Genomic DNA, 17,745 nt, shown 5'->3' with positions numbered 1-17,745 from the left:
GCAGGCGCTGTCGCTGCTCGCCTCCTGGGCAGCCTCCGAGACCGGCATCGTGCCAACGCCCGAACGCTGACCGTCGCGCGCAACCGCCCACTGTGGACGCCTGCAGGACCGGGCCTGTGCCGATGCCCTGTCAGTCACCTGTGGACAGTCCCTTCCCCACGCGAATGTCAGCGCCTTTCCTGCCAACGGCTACCGGCCGGCCGATCAGGAATCGTTCGATCGGCCGGCCGGTACGCCCGTGGCTCGATTGCTCAGTACACGTACGGCCAGCCGTTCTGGTCCCAGCCGAGTTTGTTGATGCCGAGCAGCGGGTTCCCGTTGTCGGCGTAGTAGTGGTAGAAGAGGATTGATCCGTCGGTGTCGTCCAGGTACTCCTGATGGCCGGGGCCGTGGATGTTGCCGCGACCGGCCAGGATCTCCGTGCCACCGCCGGACATCATCGACACCCCGTCGCGGTCGGTGAACGGGCCGTTGACCGAGGTGGAGCGGCCCACCATGATCCGGTAGTCGCTGGCGGCGCCCCGGCAGCAGTAGTCGAAGGAGACGAACAGGTAGTAGTAGCCGCCGTGGCGGACGAGGGTGGCCGCCTCGATGGGGAGCTGCGGGAATGGCGCGTTCCGGCTGGCGATGTTGATGAGGGTCGAGTCGGCGCGCTTGCCGGTCACCGGGTCGAGCCGGAACTGCTTGAGACCGGAGTAGTAGGAGCCGAGGGTCAGCCACCAGCCGCCCTGGGTGTCGATGGTCAGGGTCGGGTCGATGGCGTTGAAGTTCTCCCCGGTGCGCGACTCGTAGATCAGGCCTTCATGCCTCCACGACCCCGCGGCGCCGGTGGTGCTGGTGGCCAGGAAGATCGCCGAGCGCGAGGAGCCGACGCTGGAGGCCGAGTAGTACATGTAGTACCGGCCGTTGACGTAGGTGAGGTCGGGGGCCCATATCTGGTTGCTGTTGTTCGTGTACGGGTGGGCCCACGGGACTCCGCCGGGGAACGCCGAGCCCGCGTTGCGCCAGTCGGTGCGGTCGTTGGAGGTCTTCAGCGGAATGTTGTCCCCGGTGGACGCGAGGAGATAAGTGCCGTTGGACCGCTTGACCACCGTGGGGTCGTGCACGCCGATGTCACCGGTGACCAGACCGGGACGAGGGTAGGGAGGCCGGTCGCCGGTCCGGATGAGCTGCCACTGCTGGTTCGCGCCGCCCAGGTCGGTGTACTGGGAGACGCGGCCGCCGTCGGCGGTGGACCATCCCCACACCTCCAGGGCCTTGCCGCTGTTGCGGTTGATCAGGCGGATGTGGCCGCCCTCGCTGTCGCTGACGCGGAACTGTTGGTTGGTGCCGTTGTGGTCGGTCCACAGCGCGACGTTCGCGCCGTCGGCGGTGGAGGCGGCGGCGATGTCGAGGACCTTTCCGCTGTGCACGGAGCGCAGCCGGTAGTAGCCGCCGCCGGAGTCGACGAACTGCCACTGTTGCCAGGCGTTGTTGTTGCGTGCCCACTGGCCGATGGGGGCGCCGTTGGCGGTGCCCTGGTTGAAGACCTCCAGGACCTTGCCGCTGTGCCGGTTGGCCAGGATGTAGGTGGCGTTGGTGTCGATGTAGGCCGCGCTGGCCGGGGCCGCGGCCACGATCGCCTGGACGAGCGAGACCAGGATCGCGACAACCACCATGATCGCGGTGGCGACCCGGGGGCGGATGCGCCGCCGACTGGAAGGGGGTGCGATGGTGTCCATGGAAGACCTTTCGTTCCGGACGAAGGTCGAGATGACGCACAGGCGGATAGCACTGACATTCGCGAGGTTTTCTACTTGCACACGCTGCCCTCGCGCACGACTCATGTGTCCTGGGATTGGCCCCGATGGTCGCGTCGCCGCGGGTGACTGCTGTGCCGAGAGCGGTGCTCGCCGCCGCGGCGAGCACCGCTCTGCGGTTGGTCGTCAATCCTCCTCGACGTCCATCGGTGGTCAGACGACGGTCGGCCAGCCGGCGGCGTCGTAGACCAGGCGGTTGATGCCCAGCAGTGGCGCGCCGTTGTCGGCGTAGTAGTGGTAGAACAGGATGTCGCCGTCGGTGTCGGCGAGCACGGCCTGGTGGCCGGGGCCGTGGATGTTGCCGTGGCCGGCCAGGATCTCCGTGCCGCCGCCGGAGGTCATCGCGCGGCCGCTGCGGTCGACGTAGGGGCCGGTGACGCTGGTGGAGCGGCCCACCATGATGCGGTAGTTGCTCTGGGCGCCGCGGCAGCAGTAGTCGAACGAGACGTACTGGTAGTAGTAGTTGCCGCGCTTGACGATGAACGGCGCCTCGATCGCGCCGTTGTAGGCGATGGAAGTGATCGAGGTGCCCTGCCGCAGGCCGGTGGCGGGGTCGAGCGGGATGAGCTTGATGCCCGACCAGAACGAGCCGAAGTTCAGCCACCAGCGGCCCTGGTCGTCCACGACCAGGTTCGGGTCGATGGCGTTGAAGTTGTCGGCCGGACGGGACGACACGACCAGGCCGCGGTGGGTCCACGTGCCGGGGTTGCCGCTGGGGCTGGTGGCCAGGAAGATCGCCGAGTTCATGGAACCGAAGGTCGAGGCCGAGTAGTACATGTAGTACTGGCCGTTGCGGAAGGAGATGTCCGGCGCCCACAGCTGCGGGCTGTTGTTCGTGTAGGCGTTGGCCCACGGCGTGCCGCCGGGGAACGCGGCACCGATGTTGCGGAAGGCGATCCGGTCCGTGGAGGTCTTCAACGGGATGCCGTCGCCCGTGTACGCGACCAGGTAGCTGCCGTCGGGGCGCTTGACGACGGTCGGGTCGTGCACGCCGATGTCACCGGTGACGTAGCCGGGGTTCGGGTAGGCAGACCGTCCGGTGGACCAGCGCTGGTTGGGCGCACCGGTGCAGCTCCACAGGATCACCCGCGTGCCGTTGGCGGTGCCGTGGTTGAGCACGTCCAGGCACAGGTTGGACTGGGTGGCGGTGATCGTGCCGTCGCCGTTGCGCCGGAACTTCTGGTTCGCCGCGCCGGTGCAGTTCCAGCTCACCAGCCGGGTGCCCGGCGCGGTGCCGAAGTTGTAGGCGTCCAGGCACCGGGTGCCGTCGAACGTCCGCATCTCGCCCGCGGCGGTGAACTCCCAGCCCTGGTTCACCTGCCCGTTGCAGTCCCAGATCTGCACTTCGGTGCCGGGGGTGGCGTTGTTGTCCACCACGTCCAGGCAGCGACCGGACCCGGCGCCGACGAGGGATGGACCGATGACGGCGGACGCCGTGGGCGCGCTGACCAACGTGGTCAAGAGCGCGGCTATGAGCAGAAGGGCTCCGGTGAGCCGGGATCGAGCGGTCGACATGGCTGCCTCCATTGGCAACGGATGTGTGGTGATCGACGAACGGCTTGGGGTCGGGGACATGGGCGTGCAGCACTGCCCGGTGGACGGTGCGCGGTGACGTGGTCCGCGCACCGAACCCGGCAGGCTCGCGATCGTCAGGCTTGCGGTGAGGTCATGGTGAACGAGGCGTCACGGGCGAACACCGTGTCCGTGCTCCTCAGGTCCAGGCGCATCTCGAAGCCGAAGTGCCGCAGGTAGCGGCCGGGGAAGTTGTAGGACTCGAAGGAGGTGGAGCCGCCCCCGGCCAGGCCCTCCCGGCCGCAGAAGGTCGCGTCACCGCGGAAGACGGCCGATCCGTCGTTGCGGGCGAGCACGAGCTTCATGTAGCTGTGACGCAGGTAGTGGCCCGGGAAGTTGACCGACTCGAACGAGTAGCAGTTCCCGTTGGCCAACCCGCCGACGACGGTGAACGTGGCGTCGGCGCGATCGGTGGCGGTGCCGACGGGTTCGACGTAGGCGACGTTGTTGCGGTGCCTGACATACCGGTCGGGGAAGTTGACCGAACGCACCCAACGCCTGCCCGTCGGCACCGCCGTGCTGTCACCAACGTTCTCCCGCAGCACGGTGAAGTGGCGCGCGGTGCCGGACAGCTCCGACAGCTCGACCTTGGCGCCGAAGGTGTTCAGGTTGGAGCTGTCCGCGTAGAAGTAGCGCCTGGCGCCGTACTGGTCGAAGTAGATCCGCCATCGGCCGTCGGGCAGCTGCACGAGCGCGGGTCCTTCGAGGCCCGAGCCCCAACCCGCCCAGTCGCCGGTGCCGACGAACTGCCACGGGCCGTTGAGCGACGTCGCGGTGGCGTGCTCGATGTACTTCGTCGTCTCGTTCTTGAGGAAGTTGTGGTACGTCCCGCCGTCTTTGACGATGAAGCTGTCGATGTAGTTGGCCGGGATGCCCAGCGCCACCGGTGCGGTCCACGCCGACAGCGAGCTGTCGGTCGCGGTGATCCGGTAGGGCCGGAACTGGCCCGCGGTGCCCGTGGTCGACGCCGAGAAGACGACGTGCACGCTGCCGTCGGTGTCCTTGAACCACTCCGGGGCCCACGTGCTGCCGGTGGAGCCGTTGAGGCCGACGGTGACGTTGCGCAGGAACGTCCACGTCGTGTAGTCGGCGCTGCGGGCGAAACCGATCGTGTTCCCGGTCCAGCCCGTGGTGTAGACGATGTAGTAGTAGCCGTCGGTGTGCCGGATGACGCTGGGGTCGCGGATCAGCCCGGACGGCGGCGTGTACGCGTTGGAGCGAACCAGGTTGAAGTTCGTCCCGTTCGCCGAGTCGTACACGTACATGTTCGACTCGCTGCTGTTGGTGAACGCCGTCATCACGTAGTGCGGCGCAGGACCTGCCGCGTGCGCGGCGGGCTGGTGTACCAACAGTGAGGCGGCCAAGGTGGTCAGCAGGGTCGCCGCGGCGGCGGCGATCCTCGAGCGGGGGGACGTCATTGTCTCTCCTCGGAACGGACTGCGTGCAGCGTCGGCTGCAGCGGCCTTGCCGATAAGCCGGTCACCACCGGCGGCAGCGCTGTGGCGCTGGAGGAGCACGGCCGGGGTGCCGACCGCCCGCACCATGTTTACGTCAACATGGCGCGGGGTGGTACATGGCGCGTAAAGAGCGGGAGTTGCCGGAAGCAATGTTCACGTTAACATCCTGTGGTACTTCAGTGTCTGCGCAAGGCCACGCGGATGTCAAGAGCAAGGTCACCGCCAACTCGCGATCCGGTGCCCGGCACCGTCCACCGCTCGGCCACCCGCGGCGTCACCGCACGCGCGGCGGGGCGGTGCCCTGGCGCTCGACCAGCCGGGCGGGCACCAGGACGTACCGGGCTCGGTCGCCCCGAGCCGGACCCTCCCCCAGCCGGGCCGCACGTCGACAGGTCAGCGGCGGCCTGATCAACGAGCGGGAGCCCACAGCAACCTGACCGCGGCTCAGACCGCACGACCGACTTCGGCGCCCGACCGGGGCGGGGGCCACGAGCGGCCCCCGCCCCGTCTGAAGGGCGTAGTCAGTCCTGTCGGTCGTGCAGGTCCCGTCGTGGAATGAGGCTCAGCGGTGCGGGGTCATCCCGTCAGCCTGAAGGTCGCGTCGGCGCGGCCGATGGCATCGGAGATCTGGTGCAGCCGCAGCTGGTAGTCCTGGTGGCGGATGTAGCGGTCGGGGAAGTTGTAGGACTGGAACGACGACCAAGACAGGTCGGCCAAGCCCGCGACCTGGCGGAAAGCGGTGTCGGCCTTGAACGTCGCGCTGCCGTCGTCGGCCGCCAGAACGAAGTCGAAACCGCTGTGCCGCAGGTAGTGGCGGGGGTAGTTGACCGACTGGAACGACACGGTTCCCGCGCCTGCCAGGCCGGGGACCAAGCGGAACTGGGCGTCCTGGGCGGGGTTGACGTTCGGGTCGATGCGCGCGTCGAAGTCGACGTGGCGGATGTAGCGGTCGGGGAAGTTGTAGGACTGGATGCGGTTGACCGGAGCGACCGACCCGGCCGCGTAGCCGGCGGCGGCGATGTTGGCCTGCACGGCGTCCTCGGTGGCGTTGGTCGGGTAGCCCGAGGTCATCACGCCTTCGTAGAAGGTGCCGGCACCACCGATGCTGTTGTCACCACCGATGCCGAGGAGGATTCCGCCTTCCTTCTGCATCGGGTGGTAGCCGTTGGGGCGTGGCCCGTCGAAGGTGGTCGACAGTCCACCGGACTGGGCGTTGCCGCTGCGGATGGCCCAGTGGTTGGGCTCGCCCTTGACGATCGCCGTGACGAACCGGTGCGTGATAGTCGGGTTCGGGTTGTAACGGGGGTTCACGCCGGAGAACAGCCCCCACTCCAAGTCGGCCATGACCCACGGGCCGGGGCCGTCCCCGGACCCCCACCAGTTGTTGGAGCCGAAGTAGACGGTCTCCATGATGCCCTGCCGGTCGGCCTTGCCGTCGGTCTGCGCGTTGCCGTAGTCGAAGCAGCAGCCGTCGCTGTAGTGCGTGCCGTCGAGGACGGCGTAGATGCCCTCCGGCTGGTCGCCGGTGGCGATGCCGTTGGTCCTGTTGTTGCGGTAGCCGGTGCCGGGCGAGATGAACACGCCGTACGCCTTCTGCCCGCCGACGGTCACCGGCGCCGCGGTCGCGACCGCGAGGTTGTCATAGCCGCCCGGAGCCGGGCCGAGGAAATCCCCGGGAGGCGCCTGGGTGAGGTGGTTGCCGCGGCCGGACTGGTCGTAGAGGACGGTGATGAGGCACGTCGTGCCGGCGCAGAACGAATCCTGCGTGGCGGCGTTGGCGACCCCGCCCGCGGTGAGCGGACCGATGTCGCGCGTGGCGTTGTCCGACGAGCGCCGGACCTGGTACAGCGGACCGTTGTACGCGCCGTACAGCGCCCTCGTGGTGCTGTGCGCCGCCACGCACGGCGTGTTGCTGGCCGCGTAGATGTCGCACGGCCCTTCGGTCGCGCCGTTCGCCGGCGAGGCGAACGGCACCGCGGTGAGTGCGATTCCGGTCGCGAACGCCACGGTGACCCGTGTGATGGCTCGAACTTCCATGACTCTCCTCGTCGTGTCAGGCCGAGCGCGGACGGCTGTGCCGTGGTGAGGGAGACTCTGAGGCGGTCACGAGCGACATCGGCGCGTCCGCAGGTCTGCACCTGGGCACGGCTCAACCACAGCGGCGAGCGTCGCCATCGGGTCCGGCCTGGTTCGGGTGAGTTCGCCATTGAGCTCTCCGCACTACGATCGAGCTGTTCCGTGTACCGCTTGGCTCGTCTGTCGAGGCAACAAACTAATGACTACTATTGATGTCGGTCAATATTCCGGGCAGGCCACGAGGTGGCCAGTATCGAAACTGGTCAACAGCCGTCAACCGCAGTCTGACCAGCCCCAGCCCACACCGTGCGATGAGACGCACATATCTACGTCCACGCTAACATGCCAGTGGCTTGGAGGCAGTCCGGCAGGAGTAACGGACCGTGAACCGAACGTCAATACCCTCGCATGAAGTGCGCAGACGCCGGACAAATGCCCGTCGGCTCCTGCTATTCGAAGATCATCGAAGCCATGTGAGCGATAACAACCGTTGACGACAACGACACCTCTGGCTATATTCGACAACCCTGGCCGCATCCGAAGCGGCACCAAGTACCGGGTTTGATGGGGAATGTGATCACCGCTTGACGTCAAGGCGGGCGCAGTTGCGCGGTGGTGGTTGCTCTCGTATTCCACGTGCGGGATCAGGCCGAGTTCACCGTGCAGGCTGCAACCGGCCGGTTGGCGCTAAAAGACACCTATCGAATGTGAGCGCCAACTCTTTGCCCGGTGTCGAGCTGCTGGTTCGGCACCCAAGCCGACACGCCGCGCCGCCGCGTTCAGCGAAGCACAGGGTCGGGGCTCTGCTCCGCTTCTGATGGGCGCCTTGCTTGGTGGAGTGGCACGAGCAAGCGGCCGGGCCACCCGCATCGCGGCATGTGCGGACGTTCGGGTGGCGGGGTGCTGCGGGTGGGTGGAGGGACGGTGCCGGTGCGTCAGGCGAGGTCTTCGAACGAGTCTTCTCCTGGGCGCCAGCACATCCACTGGCCGTCGGTGAAGCCGTTCAACATGGCGATCTCGGGCCCGTCGAGTTCGGTGGGGGTGGGGTGCAGGACCAGGGTGCCGTTGTCGAATTCGATCCGCAGTCCGATGCCGATGGCTTCCTCGGTGGCGACGACGGTCGCGGAGATCAACGAGCGCAGTGCGTCGGCGTAGCCGGGTGGGCCGTCGGTGTACCGGCGCTCCTCGACAATGGCCGTGGGCATCACGTAGCAGTTGAGAACCGGCTGCTCCGTGCCGGGAGCGTCAAAGCGCAGCTGGAGGTAGTCGTGCACGAACTGCACCGGGTAGAGCCGAGACCCGACCAGTCTGCCCAGCAACTGGTTCGGTTCGTACCTTCCCGTCGTCATAGCGCGATCTTGCCGGAGCCGTCCCGCTCTCGTCGGCATGTGCGGATGTTCACGCGTTGCGGTGGCTCGTCACGAGGACGGCCGGTGCTTGGTGGGTGGCGGGGTCGGTGGGGCTCAGGACCTGTTCGGTTGCTGGACGACGGGACGAGTACATGCCGCTCGTCGGGTCTGCTGCGACGGGCGTGCCTGCCTTCGTAGCCGGTCCAGTTCGGCTGGCCATCGCGCCTGTTGTTCCATGCCCAGGCTGCGGCAGATGCGGGCCGGACGGATCAAGTTCGTCAAACAGGGCAGCGCCACGCTCATCCCGGCGTCCGAGCACATGATCAAGGCCAAGATCCACATATGGAAACAAAAGAGCCCGCTAACCAGGTATTATACCTGGTTAGCGGGCTCTTTCGGCCGTCGGGACGACAGGATTTGAACCTGCGACCCCTTGACCCCCAGCGGGACAAGGGGTGTCCACAATGGTCTCCTCCAGTCCGTTGTGGCTGGTCGAGTCCGGCGGCAATCCAGGTCAGGGCCTCCATTCCGGCCCCGTCTAACAGGTTCGTGAGACGCCTGTGAGGCGGGACCCGAGCACCAGAGGTCCTGTTCACGATGAGCACCACCAACTTCCCCACTCCCACTACGCCGCTCCGACGGCCACCGCGGCGCGTTCGCCCGCCCTTCGACATGAGCGGCGCCGAAACCCTCGACAGCCAGCAGCCGGACGAGACCACCGACCAGTGGCGCGCTCGTCGCCACGCCGACCGTGCCGCCGCCCTCCTGGAGCTGCTGGACGGCGTCGAACTGGGTGAGCACGACCGGCACGTCATCGAGTGGCTGGCCGACCAGGACACCTCGATCGTCGGCACCGTCGCCAGCCTCCTCTACCGCGCCCGTGCCGTGGACGGTGCCTGGTGAGCATCGAGGCCATCGACTGGGCGCTCAACCGCGCCCCCATCCCCACGGACCGCAAGGACGCCTCGACACTGGCGATCACACTGATCGCACTCGCCAACCACGCCGGACCCGACGGTCGGGACGCGTTCCCGTCGGTCGAACGGATGGTGCGCTACACCCGTCTGTCCCGACGGACCATCCAGCGTTCCCTGCGGTCGCTGGAAGAGCTGGGCCTGATCTGTGCGGGCAACACGCGAGTGCGCGACACCAAGATCCCGGAGGCCAACGCACGACCCCAGGTCTACGACCTCCTGTCCCCCGAGTTGTCCACAGCCTCGAACGAGAGGCGTCAGGACGGCGCCCCTCCGACCAGCCGGGGGCGTCAGCAGAAGCGCCTGGGGGCGTCAACAGCGACCAACGGGGGCGTCACCACGACGCCCAAACCGTCCTTCAACCGTCCAGATAACCGTCCCACGCCGAGCGCGCCCGCCACCGGACGCTCGGCGGTCCCACCGGTGTGCGGGCAGTGCGACGCCCGCGACTCCGACCCAGTCAGCGCACGCGTCGTGTGGCAGGACGAAGACCGCACACGATCAGTGCCGTGCCCACGCTGTGCGCCGCGGCGAAGCGGAGGTGCCCGATGAGCCGGGTCCACCTGTTCTACAAGGAGCCGCCGACCTTCGCTCACCTCAGCGGCTGGCGCTCCTCACCGCACTGCCTGGAGGACCGCATCGCCGCCGAACGGCTGCGGGACGCCACCAACCTGCTGTCGGGCCGCAGCGCCGCCGCGCGCCGCACCTGGCACATCGTGGACTGCCCCGGCGACGACTGCGGAGTGCGGCGATGAACACCTCCACGCCCTTCCCCGAGCCGAACGACAACGACGTGGAGCGCGCCGTGGCCGAGCTGGAGAACTACGTCGCCACCCACGCCCCCACCAAAGCCGACCCGACCCCACCCGCCATCGCACCGGCCACCAAGCGGGTCCGCGACCTACGTGCCGAGGTCGACGAAGCCCACCTCCTACTGGAGTTGCAGGCCGACGCCGCGCCACTGCTGGTGGACACCGACCGGGTCCGGCGCAGCCGCAAACGCGCCGCCGAAGCCGCCCGCCTGCACACCCTCGCCCAGGACCCGGCCGCACGGGCTTGGCAGGCATCGCGGGTGCGCCTGGTGCTCACCTCCGCGGCACTGACGGCACTGGTCGGGGCACTGGCGTGGTCCACCACCGGCGTTCACCACACGCTCACCCGAGGCATGGTCGAACGCACCGCCGCGTGGTGGGGCGCCTGGGCTGTGGAACCCGTGATCTCGACGGTGATGCTGGTGGTGGTCGGGACACGGGCGTTCCTGGCGACCCGCGGCCGGGTGCTGCACCACCCACACCTGACGGTGGTCGAGTACGGGGCGCTGGCGGTGACGCTGACCTTGAACGTGTGGCCGTACCTGCCGTGGGTGTCGGTGCCGTGGACGCGGTTCGACCCGATGCAGCTCCTCGCCCACGCCATCGGCCCACTGGTCGCGGTCGGCGCCGTGGCAGTGCTGCCAATCATCTGGACGGCGTTCGCCGACCTCGACCACGGCCCACCGGTAGCCCCTACTCCTACCCGCACCAGCCCGAAGTACAGGCAAAACGCGCCTGGCAGCACAGCGGCGCAGCGTGGGACCACCGGCGACCGAGTGGCCCTACTGGTAGACCGCGCTCGCTGGATGATCGCCGCCGGCCAGCTGTCCACCGACCCGTCCGCGACGCGGCTACGGGAGGCGCTGGGCTGCGGTACCGACACGGCCCGCGATGTCCGCGACGCCCTACGCCGGACTACCGCATGAGCACCACCGAGCAGGAGGTGGACTGAAGGGCGGGTGATCTCCTTCCCAGCCCTGCCTATGTTCACCGGGCCGGAATCCAAGTCACGCACGCGTGAGAGCTGCTTCCGCAGCACCGGACGAGTTGATCGCAGAGATCAAGTATTAGATACGGACCCCGAAGTGATGCTGTATATCGTCGGCGAACACTGCGTTCAACAGCACCTCACTGATGCTCTCGCAATGCAACTGGAAACTGCCAGCGATAGATCTCGCCGGGGTTGAGCGCATTCTATACCGCGCAAGCGACAGCGTACTCACGAGCATCGACATGAACACTGAGCGAAACTTCAAGGGGTCAAACATTCCCCCACACCACTATGCCCTTAGGTCACCGGCTACGCGATTCCTCAACTGAAGCGATGCGACCAGTAGTCCAGTGAACGCTTCGATGGTCGTTCAAGGACGCCCAGGAGAACCTGCAAGCGGCGAACCGCTCTGAAGCATGCCCCGCCCTTCCGGGCGAGGCATGCTTCATTATTAGATCGAGTTGGATCGCCTATGGTCCGCGTAGTGCGAATCGCGACCGAATCGAGCACGCGCCCCGCTGCTTCCACAGGATACTCGCCCTCATACCCCTACTGGAGCTAACAAGATACGCCGTACGGGACTGGGCCTTGTCGAATCAGGGTGAGCCGCTGGCGTAGCATGAGCGGAGCCGGATGACCAGCGACTGCCACGAAAAGGCTGGCGAGGACTACAGCACTTCGCTTGTCGAGATAATCGAGGTGTGCGCTAATGATGACTACCTCACCCTTCGTTCCACAGCCACGACGACCTGCCAATATCGACTGATCCACCCACTGAGCCTCTAGCCTCAGCGACTGGCCTGCGACCAACCCAGTTCACTCCTGTGGCCGACTTTGGTAATCAGATCGCAACTCCTCCCACTTGTCGGACGTGACCAAGCCAACGAAGACCGTGCTGCGCGCATTGGCAATTTCCCGACACAGGACCTCATCACCGCCGACACAGTCGAGGTCCCGAATAACTGCGACCATTCCCACTCCGACAGCTTGACCGTGCGTCACGATGTAGCGAATCAATTCCCGACCTCTCGGAAGCCGAAGGACGTCATCCGCATCATCGATCCCGAATAGGATTCCGGGACGTTCCGCGGTCGGACTTGACACGCTCTCCGACGCAGCCCTGGCCTTAACCACCCTAACCGCCGCCTCAAGGTTCCTCATCGTGTCCGCAGCGTTGGTGGCGATCCACGCCGGAGTGTCTACGGCGGAACGCCAGAGGCGATCGAAGCCGTGCTCGTTGCGCGGGTCGGATGGGAAAATGTGGAACAATCCGGACCCGACCGCCTCCAGCAACACGATGCGCAACGAGTTGGACTTTCCGGCACCGCTGTCACCGAGGATCCAGACGTGGTCAACGGTGCCGGTTTCCGGGTCATTGAGCCACAACGACATGTCACTACCGGTTATGGAGCGGCCAATCCTGATCGTTCCGGTCGCGACATTGTACGAGTTCCCTCCTGGGTATCGCACCGTACCATCGAAGTCAGTCGCCAAACCGCGTATCTGGGAAACCACCTCCGCTACAGAGGCACCTGTCAGACCGGCGAGCTCCTCGGCCAGTTGACACTCGACCCCGATAAGGTCGGCGAGAACGCGTACCATCCCGTCTCGATCCAACTGCGTCAGGATCTGGTTCAACTCCGGGTACCATCCGCTGTTGAAGCAGTGAAGGATCATGCGCGTCGGTACGGTGTCGACCATGTTGTCGTGTTGGGATCGGATCAGGCTGTCCTTGCACTTGTTCCGCACATCGTCGATCGACTCTCCCGTGATTTCACCGATCCTGTAGGACACCGTGTCGATCAGGCGCCAGGCGCCGATGAGGTGATCAACAGCAACCTGGGGCTTCGTGACAGGCTCCCGCAGCACGTCCTCAACCTCCTGTGCAGACGGCAGGTCGTCACCGATGAGCTCGTCGAGCAGCGCAGTGTGCGTGGCGATACCTTGCACCCGGTTAACCACGAGTTCGGTTCCGACTCCAGGCACCTCTGCGCCAGCGTCCTCTACGTCAGACGGTATCGGTCGGGTCGGCAGTAGATCGAAGTGACGGCAGCGTTCCGGCTCATATTTGGGCCTGGCTGGGGCCGATAGCGAGTTCGACAGATTCTCCCCAGGTTTCAGTCCTAGCCTGCGGGTCTGCTGAAACCTCGCGAGAGGTGCAACCACTCGAATGTTTCGAGCCATGGCTTCGACGTTGCCCGGCAGTTTCTTCCGGTACTGGCGCACGAGGCGCTTTACCTCCCGAGCATACCGCTGATACTCGTCGACGTGGCCGTTCTGCGCCGCATAGAGGGCTTTCAGCGAACTCAGCCTGATGCTCATCCAGTCGCGTTGCGTAGCCGCCCAGTCAACCTCGGCCACCTGGTCGTCGATGTCCGCCAGGAGCATCTGGATGAGCCGGCTGATGTCGCGGTACGGAAATCCCGTCACCTCGTCCATGCACACCCCGAGCAACCCCAAGGCGAGTTCGATCGACTCGTCCACTTCGAAAGCCGGATCGATCCCAGCGATGCCGGACACGATCTGCTTGAATTGTCGGAAGTGTCGCCAGGCTGCATCGACTGCACCTTCTGACCCGTGCGCTTCAGCCAGAGCCATGTGCGCCGTAGCAGCTGCGGCCGGTTCTTCGTGGTCGCGATGACCAATCAAGGCGAGCAACTGTTCGGCACAGTCTCGGAAATCGGAACGTACACCCGCCTTCCAGACCATCTCCCGTGCGATCGTAACCAGGCATGAGGCGCGCACCAATGCTGCTTGGTGCGTAGGCTCAGGCAAGGCCTTCACCTTCTCGAATTGCGCACGCACCTCGGCCTGATCGGTGGCTAGGTGCGCCTCGAGCCGACATTGCACCGCCACGCACTCGACCAACGCCTCGAAGTGCGCGGGAATGATCCGGTGCATGTCGTGGACGCGTCGAGCCGCTTCCAGAGTCGATCGCGCGTCCTCAACCTCATCGTGTTCGAGTTGCAATTGTGCCAGCGTGGCTAGTGTCCGCCCGCGTCGGCCAGCGATCTGCGGGTCATAGTCACCAGGCGGTATTAGGTCCAACGCTTCTTTGACGAGGCGTTGCGCGTCGGCGAGATCACCCTGGAACCTCGCGATCGATGCCGCGTTGGACAGCATCGCTGTGGTGGTCTGCCAGCTCTGCGCGCCGTGCTGCACCAGGCGTTCCGCGAGCGTGATGGCGTGCAGGCGCAACGCCCCACCGGTCACCATGTCCATGGCTCTCATGCAGTCGACCATCAGGTCGGTGGCGGCCAACTCCACAGCGAGCAATGTCTCTCGAAGCTCATCCGGGTGCATGCCGAGTTCGGCGCGGACGACGTCTTGGACGGCTCGGTGGACACGCACCCAGTCCCGCTTCGCGCTGTCCTGCCAGCGGTCGATGAGCGAAAGCTCCGTCAGCGCGGCCACCGAGGCAATGAAGGTGCTGCGGTCGGTGGCCAGGAGTTGCACCGGGATCCGGTCCGGGAAGACGACGCTGGCACGCGCCAGGACGGCGATTGCGTCGGCGGGAAGATTCCCCTCCCGTGCGCGCAGTCGCTGCAACGCGAGGTTCACTGCCGCCACTGCGGTGCGCGGGTAGTCGTCCAGGCGTTGGAGAGGGAAATCCAGCGCATCAAGTCGACGCACCTCGTCACCTAGGGTCTCGAGGAAGTTCCCGATGGATTCCCGGGTGCTGCGCAGGTAGCTGGTGGCCGTGACCAGACTCAGAGGGAAGCCGCCCAACGTACTGCACAACGCATCGGCATCTGCGTCGGCGAGGTCCAGGTCTGCGAGCCTCCGCTGTATGAGGGCACGCCCCTGCTCCAACGTAAGTTCATCGACCTTGACGATGGGGTGCGGGCTATGCCAGGCGCTGTTCCGGGTGGTGATCAACACCGCCCCATATCCGGAGGCAGGCAGCAGCGACGCAATCGTGTCGGCCGCCGTCGCGTTGTCCAGGATCAACAACCATGACTGCGAGCACCCGGCGAGGGCCTCAGTGACCGCACCCGCCGCGTCCGCCGGTGACCGGTGCGGACCGCGCCGAATCGTGACGCCCCTGCCCTCGAGCCATGACGCGAACTGCTCCAGTTCCTCACCTAGAACCTCGCCCTTCGCGGTCACATCATCGTCACCGTGCACGGTGAGCTGGTAGATCCAATCGAACTCGGCAGCGTTGTCGAGGGCGTACTGCTGAGCCAATGTGGTCTTGCCAATACCAGCGGGGCCGGTCAGCACACACGTCCGAACCTGCCCGTCCGTCGTGTGCAGTCCGGCCTCCCCCGCGAGGTGCTTCGTCACCTCCTGGAGCAACTCATCACGTCGAACGGCGTGCTCGCGATTGACGAGTCCGATCGGCACCCCCCATCTGGCCGCGAGGGCTGCTTCCACATCGGCTCGTGACGCACTCAACGCCTCTAGGAACTCGCCGCGGTGCAACGTGCGGCCTGCGACGTCGTCGGCTTCAGACTTGTCCATGGCCAATCCGAGCAGGTAGGCGCGAAGCAGTTCGGCTGCCTGAACACCAATGCCCTGTCCAGCCGCCGAGCGAACCCGCCGGAGCTGATTCCGTACCCGTTCACGCAGTTCGGATAACCCGTACGGCTGAACTCGGACCGACGACCGCCGTAACGCCTCCAGCATCGCGACGTCTGGCTTCCGCGTGGTCGTCAACTGCTTCACGGTTCGTGCCAGGTTCTCGTCACTAAGGCCGTGCGCTTGGTCAAGCAACTCGATGAACTGTCGCGCCTTAAAGCTGAACGTCCCGTTCGCGACGAGCTCGAGCCGTGCGGACCCGCTCGCGTCCCGCTCCAACGACATGAGCAGGCCGAGCAGTTCAGTTGGAGACCATGCCTTGGAACCCCAGCGACTCTTGACCTGGACGACCCCGTCGTCGGTGCTGATGCGGCCGATCAATTCGTAGTCGACCTTCTCAGCACCAGGACGTCCTTCGATCACTATGGACTCGACACCTCGGTCATCCGATCCGCACCACAGCTCCAACGCGGTCAGTACGATGACGTGATACTGGAACCTATAACCAGCCAGACCGAACTCGCCACTCACGACGTCCTCCGCACAGTCCAACGGGACGCAGTACGCCGGTTCCAGTGCCACCAACGCGAGCCTGGGGCCTTGTGTTTTCCGGCCCAGGGAATCTCGGCCACGGCAACAATACCGGAATGCCTGGCCCGAACGAGTTCGACCTCACGGTCGGCGTCGGTGTACGAGACACGCCCATGAGGGACCCGCACTCCGACGAACACCCCGTAGATTACGCGAACCATCTGGTGTGCTTCTGCTGCGGCGAGCCATTCATCGTCGACCGACAATTCGGCACGCGCCCAGATGCCACCTCCATCCCATAGCTCGAGGCCGTCTGGTGTATGCCTAACCGACCAGGACGACAGTCGGGGCACGGCCGTGAAGTTCGGCAAGAACCGGCTGAACCCGGCCATGATGATGCCCTCCGCCTGAGCTTCGAGCGTTGCGAAGCCACGCACCTGGACGCCGACAGCGCCGCGCGGTTCGAAAAGCACAATAGGAACGTCACCGCCACCCGTTGCTGTGGTCCCGGACCGCAATACCCGGGCTTCGGTGGCGACGTCCGACAGCGTTTCTTTGACCAGGTCGTGTTCCGGGCCGGGTCGAGGTTCTCGATCTTCCGGATAGCGGGACACCAATGCGTCGACGACCTCGATCGTGATCGCATCGAGGCGCAAACTGCGTTCGACGTCGTCGCTGCGGATCGTGAAGAAGAAGTCTCCATTGGGCTCGACCACGAACTCCGCGTTTCCGACCGCGTCGAGCAGAGCATGCAGGCGCGGGTACGGCACCTTGCGCACCCGCTCAGCGACCGGGCCGACGCGCAGCAGGGTCAATGCGCGACTGGCGAGGTTGACGCCAGCACGTCTGTACTGCTCGTTGGCCTCCTGCGTTAGCGATGAGGAGACGAGATCCCGGTACTCCGGGCCCGTCAGCTCGTAATGCAGTAGGCCGACAGGGCTCAGCACCGGGAGCAACGTGCCGGCGGCAAGCCCACCTCCAGCGGAGGTCCGTTCTGGCGGGGTCAAACTTGTCCCACGGCCGACCAACAGTTGGGGCATAGAACCGGGCGCCGTAGAGAACTGCTCCACCGTCGCGTCGACGACCCGGCCCGACTGGGGAAGCCACAATAGGCAGTGTCCATCCAGAACTCCGGCGTCCCAGCGCGGGTCGAGACGTCCATATTTCGTCGACCAATCGGTCGACGAATCTGTGATTGAGAATGTGACGGTGTACACGTAGGAGGTGATACCAAATTGTTCGTAGGCGTGATGCAGCACCATCGCCCCTTCGACGGAAGAGTTTACCGCAAACGCCTCCAGACGGCTTAGCCACAACACTGGGAGCAACATCTCGATCAACAATGCTGAATCGATCTCTTCCGCACCCAGCACCATGGCCACCTGCGCGTCATCGACTGATGGGGTCGTCAGGCCGTTGACATGGCGTTCAGGCGATGCACCCGCCCCGCCCCGAGACCGAGCTGCCCGGTCCGGCCGCCGTTGGCGCCGGCGCCCTGTGGAGTTCGACATGCACCGCAGACTAGGGCGGGACACCGACAATCCCCGCCGCCCTCTAGCGGAGAGCCCTTCAATTCACCCTTCACCAGGAGTATTACACATCACAAAGAATCAACAGCACTGCGATACCATATGATCCACCATTACCGGACGTGCGGCTGCTG

11 protein-coding genes are annotated in these 17,745 nt (G+C 65.7%); 4 read left to right on the top strand and 7 right to left on the bottom strand.

Translation table 11 applies throughout. The annotated features are described in order from the left end of the window. Positions 1-251: 251 nt before the first annotated feature. The 5 genes from ACFQ3T_RS12235 to ACFQ3T_RS12215 form a co-directional block, all read right to left on the bottom strand. Positions 252-1,721 carry a family 43 glycosylhydrolase gene (locus ACFQ3T_RS12235; RefSeq protein ID WP_380723359.1) on the bottom strand — a complete coding sequence of 490 codons (1,470 nt, stop codon included), beginning with the start codon at positions 1,719-1,721 and terminating at the stop codon, positions 252-254. 231 nt (positions 1,722-1,952) lie between these two features. Then, positions 1,953-3,314: a family 43 glycosylhydrolase gene (locus ACFQ3T_RS12230; RefSeq protein ID WP_380723358.1), complete on the bottom strand. Its 1,362-nt coding sequence runs from the start codon at positions 3,312-3,314 to the stop codon at positions 1,953-1,955. A gap of 134 nt (positions 3,315-3,448) precedes the next feature. Beyond that, positions 3,449-4,789 carry a glycoside hydrolase family 43 protein gene (locus tag ACFQ3T_RS12225; RefSeq protein ID WP_380723357.1) on the bottom strand — a complete coding sequence of 447 codons (1,341 nt, stop codon included), beginning with the start codon at positions 4,787-4,789 and terminating at the stop codon, positions 3,449-3,451. 615 nt (positions 4,790-5,404) lie between these two features. Then, entirely contained in the window at positions 5,405-6,865 is a 1,461-nt protein-coding gene (locus tag ACFQ3T_RS12220; protein ID WP_380723356.1) for an arabinofuranosidase catalytic domain-containing protein, read from the bottom strand. A 974-nt stretch (positions 6,866-7,839) separates the two neighbouring features. Continuing rightward, the gene (locus ACFQ3T_RS12215; RefSeq protein ID WP_380723355.1) at positions 7,840-8,187 is read right to left on the bottom strand and encodes a hypothetical protein; all 348 of its coding nucleotides are present in this window, start codon (positions 8,185-8,187) and stop codon (positions 7,840-7,842) included. Positions 8,188-8,925: 738 nt separating this feature from the next. On the opposite strand from ACFQ3T_RS12215, the gene ACFQ3T_RS12210 reads away from it, so the two are divergent. From ACFQ3T_RS12210 to ACFQ3T_RS12195, 4 genes are read left to right on the top strand one after another with little or no spacing between them, the layout of a single operon-like run. Next, positions 8,926-9,156 carry a hypothetical protein gene (locus ACFQ3T_RS12210; RefSeq protein ID WP_380723354.1) on the top strand — a complete coding sequence of 77 codons (231 nt, stop codon included), beginning with the start codon at positions 8,926-8,928 and terminating at the stop codon, positions 9,154-9,156. Next, positions 9,153-9,779 (top strand): helix-turn-helix domain-containing protein, encoded by a 627-nt coding sequence (locus tag ACFQ3T_RS12205; RefSeq protein ID WP_380723353.1) that lies wholly within the window; start codon positions 9,153-9,155, stop codon positions 9,777-9,779. Before ACFQ3T_RS12210 ends, ACFQ3T_RS12205 begins: the two co-directional genes overlap by 4 nt. Further along, on the top strand, positions 9,776-9,982 hold the full coding sequence (locus tag ACFQ3T_RS12200) for a hypothetical protein (RefSeq protein WP_380723352.1): 207 nt from the start codon (positions 9,776-9,778) through the stop codon (positions 9,980-9,982). Before ACFQ3T_RS12205 ends, ACFQ3T_RS12200 begins: the two co-directional genes overlap by 4 nt. Positions 9,983-10,032: 50 nt before the next feature. Continuing rightward, the gene (locus ACFQ3T_RS12195; RefSeq protein ID WP_380723351.1) at positions 10,033-10,965 is read left to right on the top strand and encodes a hypothetical protein; all 933 of its coding nucleotides are present in this window, start codon (positions 10,033-10,035) and stop codon (positions 10,963-10,965) included. A gap of 881 nt (positions 10,966-11,846) precedes the next feature. Here ACFQ3T_RS12195 and ACFQ3T_RS12190 read toward each other — a convergent pair. Further along, positions 11,847-16,082 carry a hypothetical protein gene (locus tag ACFQ3T_RS12190; RefSeq protein WP_380723350.1) on the bottom strand — a complete coding sequence of 1,412 codons (4,236 nt, stop codon included), beginning with the start codon at positions 16,080-16,082 and terminating at the stop codon, positions 11,847-11,849. Beyond that, positions 16,079-17,464: a hypothetical protein gene (locus ACFQ3T_RS12185; RefSeq protein WP_380723349.1), complete on the bottom strand. Its 1,386-nt coding sequence runs from the start codon at positions 17,462-17,464 to the stop codon at positions 16,079-16,081. Before ACFQ3T_RS12185 ends, ACFQ3T_RS12190 begins: the two co-directional genes overlap by 4 nt. Positions 17,465-17,745 lie beyond the last annotated feature (281 nt).

Source organism: Saccharothrix hoggarensis (assembly GCF_042678885.1).
GTDB lineage: Bacteria > Actinomycetota > Actinomycetes > Mycobacteriales > Pseudonocardiaceae > Actinosynnema > Actinosynnema hoggarensis.
The sequence above is the reverse complement of the archived record's forward strand: the minus strand, read 5'-3'. Positions and strand labels throughout refer to the sequence as shown.